Origin of the sequence: Brevibacillus sp. 1238, from assembly GCF_029892995.1 — a bacterium.
Taxonomy (GTDB): Bacteria; Bacillota; Bacilli; order Brevibacillales; family Brevibacillaceae; genus Brevibacillus; species Brevibacillus parabrevis.
In genome coordinates this window covers 55,841-62,234 of the sequence record NZ_JARXWC010000021.1, presented here as the reverse complement: position 1 = coordinate 62,234, position 6,394 = coordinate 55,841, and the positions used below count along the sequence as shown (strand labels likewise).

General features: G+C 51.3%; 3 protein-coding genes. All 3 read right to left on the bottom strand.

All coding sequences use genetic code 11. The features are described 5' to 3' along the window. Nucleotides 1–67: 67 nt before the first annotated feature. The 3 genes from M2298_RS27275 to M2298_RS27265 all read right to left on the bottom strand — a co-directional run bounded on the left by M2298_RS27275 (nt 68) and on the right by M2298_RS27265 (nt 6,385). Nucleotides 68–211, bottom strand: coding sequence for a hypothetical protein (locus tag M2298_RS27275; RefSeq protein ID WP_229049836.1), 144 nt, complete (start codon nt 209–211; stop codon nt 68–70). A gap of 231 nt (nt 212–442) precedes the next feature. After that, nucleotides 443–880: a hypothetical protein gene (locus M2298_RS27270; protein WP_173600219.1), complete on the bottom strand. Its 438-nt coding sequence runs from the start codon at nt 878–880 to the stop codon at nt 443–445. A gap of 12 nt (nt 881–892) precedes the next feature. After that, nucleotides 893–6,385, bottom strand: a complete 5,493-nt coding sequence (locus M2298_RS27265; protein ID WP_280649325.1) for an RHS repeat domain-containing protein — start codon at nt 6,383–6,385, stop codon at nt 893–895. Nucleotides 6,386–6,394: the final 9 nt, after the last annotated feature.

Sequence of the window (6,394 nt, the reverse complement as noted above, 5' to 3'; positions counted from 1 at the left end):
TAAATGACCGACGCTCACGTTTCCCCATGACATTCTCTCCGTTCCATGTCGATTTGATTTCAATCTACTAGACCCTAAGAGAATTGTCCAATTCAGTGTAGCCGATCCAAATTTCGTTCATCAGTTTTTCATACACCGCCTGCGCCTGAGCAATCGAACGCGCCGTTTCCTCTACTGCTTGTTCCTCTACTATCTGTCCACGTTTTGCCATTGTCTTTCCTTCCCCTTTCGTTTTAAGAGATGAAAAAAAGCTCACTCCCCCCTATTCGGTGGAACAAGCTTTCTCAATTCGTCAAGTTTGTAAGTTATTGGTTTTATTGTACGACCTTTCTTTGATGAGTTAAAGTGGCCTCAATAATTTTTCTTGTGCCGCCTGTCGCTAAACAAAAAGAAGCCCCAAACGAGTTGTTGGTTACTCGCTTGGGGTAAAAACTTACTATCTTTAAAGATCTTTCTTTTCTATAAATTCAGCCTCAATTACTTGATAATTTTTGGCAACTGGACTCCCTCCATACTGTTCTAGTACTTGCAAAATCACCTTGAGAAGAGCGAACTCTAAAGTTCCACCTTTTCCTTTGTACTTCTTTTTATTACCATCGGTCACTTCAATCTTGTAACCTAGACCACCATACGACATAGTAAATGTGCAATCACTCTCCTCCAACCAACTAATCAAGTCTGCAAGAGAGGGTATCCAGGTTCCTTCTTTGTAAATCTTCTCGTCACATAATGGGGTACCCGATGGTAATAAGCGCCCTCCGACTATCCAAGTCGAATTTTGATAATCAAAAATATCCTGCGGATAAACTTCATCGGTAAATTCCGGTCTTTTAAACCCTAAATTAAATAATCTTTCAGCTTCCGCTTTAGATAATGACATAGTTTCCTCCAATCATTTAATCTTTATTATGGTTCCGGTGGAGCTTTTATGTTTGTCTAAAATAAAGTTACCATATTCATCAGCATCAGCTATCCAATGTAGCTCTTTTCCTCCCTTCGCTTCTTTAAATACTTTATAAGCAGAGTTTCCATGTCCCGTTGTGTCTTTAGCCCACCAGTAACCAGTTTTTGAGTCTCGGTACGCATCGACGTTTTGTCCACCAAATCTATAAGATATCTTTTTATCGGCTGTAGTCTTAATATCCCACAAGGTAGTAGTGTTCTTTGTTGCTTGAGTTGCCTTGTTAGCAGCAGTTTTACCAGTATTTTTGATAGTCGCAGCAGCCGCACCTGCCCCAGCAACTCCCGTTCCTAGCCCTGGCATATCTCCGGATTCACGGCCCCATTTTGCAGCCCCAACCCAACCTACTATCGTTTTTACTTCCTCAACATATTCCGCTGGTACAACTTCCTCTACGACATCATAAGGAACCGCACCTGTAGCGTCTGCCCATTCTACCGTCTTTTTCGCCCAGTACAAAGCTGCATCTTCAAAATTTAAACCAGCGGAATTAACCCGTTCTGATGCACCATCTGCAAATTCGAGTTGTTTATGCCCAGACGGATCAATATATCGAAGAGGGTTATTTGAAACATACGTATACCGATTCAGCGACAACGGATTCTCCACTTGCCCCTTATACGTATCCTCCGAAACAAACCGTCCTACCTTCGGATCGTAATACCGCGCCCGCAAATAGTAGAACCCGGTCTTCTCCTCGTACATCTCGCCGCTGTACTGATACGGATTGGACATCGCCTCCGTTTTGGCGGTGAGATTTCCCCACGTGTCGTATGTGTACGTGTTCAGCTCCTGGCCAGTTGCGTCCGAGATTGCCACGACATCTCCGTGGCTGTTGTAGTGGTAGTAGCCCTTTTTGCCAGCCGCAGCGTCCTGGCGGAATAGCAGTTCGTTGCCCCAGACGTTGCGCGCCTTGAGCGCGTTGGTTGCGTCCAGTTCTTCGATGACTTTGCCGCTCAGGTAGACGTACTTGGTTTGCGCACCGTTCTCCGTTTTCGTGGCGCGCAGGCCGTCGCTGTAATACGTGTAGGCAGACGTCTCGCCTGTCGTTTCGTTCAAGACGCCGCGCAGGCGGTTGCGCTCATCGAAGGCGTAGGTGAAGCTGCCGGATTCGGTTGGCAAAGTGCCTGCAAAAGCGGAGCGGTTGCCGCGGCCGTCGTATGAGTATTGATTCGTCGTGCCGGGAGCCACTTCCTTGGTCAAGCGGTCGATTTTGTCGTATTCGTACTGAAGAGTCGTGCCGTTGCGCTGGATGGACACCACGTTGCCAAAAGAATATTGGCTCGCTTCATTCCAGACCGCAGCTTGATTTTTCTCGTGCACAACAGTTTGAACTTGCCCGAAAGAATCGATTTTGCGCTTGTTGCTGCGACCATTCGGATATGCCGCCTTGATTTGCTCTCCGGTATTGTCCACGACATAAGCGTACTCGATTTTTCCCGTCAGTCCGCTGTTGGCCTCGATGAGACGACCAGCATGATCATATCGATAAGCGATTGCTGTGCCATCCGGGTACGTCAACGAATCCATGAGATCGTCGCGATCCGTGTAGCCCATTTGGTAGGTGCGTCCAAAAACGGTCTGGCTTTTCAAGCGCTGGAAGGCATCGTAGCTGTACGTGATCTCGCGGTAGTTGCTGGCCGTCGGGGTGATGTCCGCCCCATTGCTGTTTGTTTCTTTCTGGACCAGTGACGTATTCGGAACGTAGTCTTTGGTTTCCAAATTGGTCACGGTACCGGAAGCGTTGCGGGTCATCAGGCTTGCCAACTCGTTAAACGGCGTATATCGATAAGAGTGGCGATTTCCTGTCTTGTCGGTAAATGTGTTCAGCGTACCATTCTGATTAAAATAATAAGATTCGGTCGCGCCAGATGGCACGTCCTGCTCGCTCAGCTTCCACGACAGGGCATTGTAATGATTTCTTGTCGTCAGTACCTGATTTTCCGTCACAGTCACCAGATTGCCGAGGGCATCGTACTCGTACTGGTAGCGGTTTTGTTCGGGATCGAGCAGGTTGGTGATGTTGCCGTCATTGGTGTAGCGATACTCCCATGTGCGGCTTTTGCCTGTCTGGTCTGTTTCCGTCTTTTTCGTTACCTGGTCAAAAGCGTTGCGGACGAGCTTGGTCGTCATGCTTTGCACGCCATCCCCAGCCCGCTGGACTTCTTTTTCCAGTTGCCCGTAGCGGTCGTGGTACTGCACAGCTTGCAAGCCGTTTGGCGCCAAGGTCAGGCGGGTGAGCGCCGGCGCATAGCTGGTTCCGTCGTTGACCGTGTTGGCGGTCAAGTACACGGTGGTGCCGACCGGGTCTTTTTTCTGCCAGACGCTGCCGTCAGCATTATAGACGTACGTAGTCGCCCGATTGTTGTCAGCGTACGGAGCGCTGGACAAAAGATGGTTGCCGTCCAGCGAATAGGTGTTGTAAAGCAGCGGGCGCACAGTGCCGTCCGTGCCCAACTGCGCCTTGTACTCCACTTCCCCGTAAGGCGTGAACTGCGTCACCAGCTTCGTGCTGTCTGGCAACGTCATCGTCACCTTGCGCGCAGAGTCGTCGTAGGCATACGTCGTCGTCCTCGTCTGTTGCTTGCTGGTCACGCTTTCTTTTGTTCGGCGGCCGAGCAAGTCGTACTCGTACTGAACAACGGTGTTATCCGGATAAGCACGAGCGGTCAGGCGGCCGAGTCCGTCATAACCAAAGACGTGGTACAGGCTTTGCTTCTGCCCCGTCGCCACTTCCACCTCCAGGCTCATATCCGCAGGGTACAGGCCCATCGGCTCGTAGGCAGTGATTTTTTGCGTCACGGTTTTCGCATCTGGTCCTGTGCTCGCTTCCGTGACAGAGGTGAGCTGTTTTTTGTCGTTGTATGTGTAGGTGCGGTCTGTTTGCACCACCTTGGCTCCCGCCCCGTCCGGGTAAGAGTCGACGATTTTTTCCGTTGCCAAAAGTCCTTTATCGGTATACGTATACGTTTCCTCGTGAAAATGACTCGGGTTGTCCGCAGCCGTTTTCTTTATGCTCGCTGGCATCCGCAGCCCGGATTGCCAAATCGGCTGGACGTACTCCCGCAACGTCACGTTGCCTTTCGGATCGACCTCTCTGGTCACTTCCCCGTGCGAGTTGTAGCTGTATTCGCTAACTAACGCGTAGCGGCCAAGCCTTGCCTGGACTTTGTCCAGCCGATCGGGATTGGGAGCGAGCAGAAACGCGTAGATGTCCGCATCCGCAGTCATGGAAGCAGGGCGGCCCATGAAGCTGTACACATAAGCCGGTTTTGTATCCCGTCCCCTGTACAAATAGCTGGTGTAGCTCGCCGGCGCGTAGCGGTACGTTTTGCCGTCTTCTGTCAGGGCAAGCTCTCCTTGAATCGTCTCGTTATCTGCTCCGCTGCCCACGTAATTTTTGACCGATTGCAGCACAAAATTGCGATCCTGGTTAGGGGTGTAGCTTTTATCTTCACTTGGCAGCCCGTCCTGCAACGTTCTGGACACGACCAATGCCCCGTCTCTGGCAAGCGACTGCTTGGCAAACCGAACCGATTGCGCTTTGGGCGACTTCCAGATTTCTTTTGTAATGTGCGGATAATACTTGGTATACGAATACCATTCTGTGCCAGGCTGATCGGGATGCGGCGTTTTCGCAAAACGGAAATTGACCGCTGTGACAGGCAAATAGCTGGTGTACGTCAGCGCTTCCTTGTCGTGATAAATCCGTGTAACGCCCCGGTCGAGGAACCCTGGAGCATCCGGCTGGTACAAGCTGTACGTATAGGTCATGGACAAGCCTTCGACCGGATAGTTGACTTGCTTGAGCAGCTTGTATTCGACGGTGTTTCTTCTCTCCTTGTCGAGATTCGTATACGCGGTAGATTCCAGGCCGCCGTCGTTGAAGTCAATCACGCCATTCGGCGCAGGGAAGCTATATCCGGCATGCAGATCGAACTCGGCTTTCCCGTATGTTTTCGGATCGAGATAGCTGTACTCGGCAATGACCTTGCTTTCTCCCCCTGTGACGCTATGCTCGACAACCCGATCTTTGTTGGTAGCGTAATCCGAATCGTATTCGAGATACTTCAGCAATTTTGTCTCGCTGTCATCCTGGTAAACTTTGAGAACGGCACCACCGCCTCGCTCCATAACGATCAGGCGGCCGACGCTGTCTGTGATTCGAATCGAATCCTGGTAGTCCTCAGGAATGCGGTAGCGGATGGTATCTCCGTAGGCATTCGTCTTTTTGACCAGGAAAATCCGATACAGCTCATCATTGCGATATTTATGATCCTCGCCAAATTCATACGTGTTGCCATCTACGGACAGCGTCACAATATGCTTCTCGCCAAACTCCCCGGAAGGCTGGCGGTAGGACCCCATGCCGGCATTTGGCTTGTACGGCGTATTCACCCATTCCCCTTTGATAGAAGAAGACTCAAGAATCGTCCCGTCTTCCAACGTAAAAATGTAGCGCTTTCCCTCACTGACCGCACCGCATGTATATTTGGAATCATCCGACCGGAACGTGCACTTCGCGTTTTCTTTGGACACTTCCTGAAACTGCGGAAAATTAAAGCTCCACCCTTCCGGCAAACCATCGTTGTTTCCTTGCAGCGGAGCTGTTTTGTTTTTGCCTGATGTGGAAAAGTAAATCCTTTCCGTCATCGCATCCAGCGACGAGTAGCGGCGCTCGACCGTCAAGTCCATGCCGTGCTTGCCTTCCAGCTGCACATCCACTTCCTGCACGTTTGCCGCCCGGTACAGCTCGTCCACCGGATTGTCCGTATTGGTGCGCTGGTATTTGTAGGTCAAGCCTTCCGTTTCGAACATGGCATCGGGGATGCTTGCCAGTGCAGACGCGGCTTGTGTGGCAGGCGCTGCGCTTTCTGTCGCTTGCGCCTTGCCTGCTGGCGAGAGCGCTTTTTTCGCCGCAGCCACCTCCTTGCCTTTTTCGTGCAAAGCGACAACCTGTGGTGCATACGCCGCCAACTGCTTTTTCTCGGCTGCCGTTAGGCCGTCCATCTTCTTCTGGAACGCCTCGTCCAGCCATTGATACTTGTCGACCTGCTCGTTATGCGACAAAAACTGGTCGAGCTGCGGGTGCACATACGCCGCAAGTTGCAGCAATTTTCTGTCACCAGTCTGGTACAACTGCCAGACACTTTCGGCTGAAAGCGGCCCCCACTCCAGCTTCATGACCTCTGCCTTTGTGTAGGTCGGCTGCTCATCCGGCTGCTTTTCCTTTGCTCCCGCTCCGGCCTGCAAAGCTGCCTGATAAGCGGAAAGCCATTTCTTCGTCGTGGCGCTTTCATCCGCAGCACGGGAAGCTGCCTGCTTCGGCAAAAGATTCGCCTCGGCAACAGCAATGTTCGGCATGAGCAGCGAACTGGTCAGCACGACGCTTGCTATCTTTTTGATCCAACGATTATGTCGCATCATATCCCT